The following is a 962-nucleotide window of genomic DNA, read 5'->3' on the forward strand; positions in this document are numbered from 1 at the left end:
GTGCTGGCAACTAAAGACAAGGGTTGCGCTCGTTGCGGGACTTAACCCAACATCTCACGACACGAGCTGACGACAACCATGCACCACCTGTCTCTCTGTCCCCGAAGGGATTTCCCCGATTAAGGGTAATGCAGAGGATGTCAAGTCCTGGTAAGGTTCTTCGCGTTGCTTCGAATTAAACCACATGCTCCGCTGCTTGTGCGGGTCCCCGTCAATTCCTTTGAGTTTCAGTCTTGCGACCGTACTCCCCAGGCGGAGTGCTTATTGCGTTAACTGCGGCACCGAGGGGGGTAACCCCCGACACCTAGCACTCATCGTTTACGGCGTGGACTACCAGGGTATCTAATCCTGTTCGCTACCCACGCTTTCGTGCCTCAGCGTCAGTTACAGTCCAGAGAGCCGCCTTCGCCACTGGTGTTCCTCCTAATATCTACGCATTTCACCGCTACACTAGGAATTCCGCTCTCCTCTCCTGCACTCAAGTCAGTAAGTTTCCAAGGCTTACTACGGTTAAGCCGTAGCCTTTCACCCCAGACTTTACTGACCGCCTACGCACCCTTTACGCCCAGTGATTCCGGATAACGCTCGCCCCCTACGTATTACCGCGGCTGCTGGCACGTAGTTAGCCGGGGCTTCCTCCTAAGGTACCGTCATTATTCTTCCCTTAGGACAGAGTTTTACGACCCGAAGGCCTTCATCACTCACGCGGCGTTGCTGCATCAGGCTTGCGCCCATTGTGCAATATTCCCCACTGCTGCCTCCCGTAGGAGTTTGGACCGTGTCTCAGTTCCAATGTGGCCGATCACCCTCTCAGGTCGGCTACTGATCGTTGCCTTGGTAAGCCGTTACCTTACCAACTAGCTAATCAGACGCGGGCCCATCCTATACCGATAAATCTTTGACTCCTATATGATGCCATACTAGAGTTTTATGAGGTATTAATCCCGGTTTCCCGAGGCTAT

At 53.5% G+C, this 962-nt stretch carries 1 rRNA gene; it reads right to left on the bottom strand.

The features are described from left to right. Positions 1-962 (bottom strand): 16S ribosomal RNA (locus tag BN2409_RS00175); the annotation flags it as partial.

The sequence above is a fragment of the Inediibacterium massiliense genome (assembly GCF_001282725.1).
GTDB lineage: Bacteria > Bacillota > Clostridia > Peptostreptococcales > Thermotaleaceae > Anaerophilus > Anaerophilus massiliensis.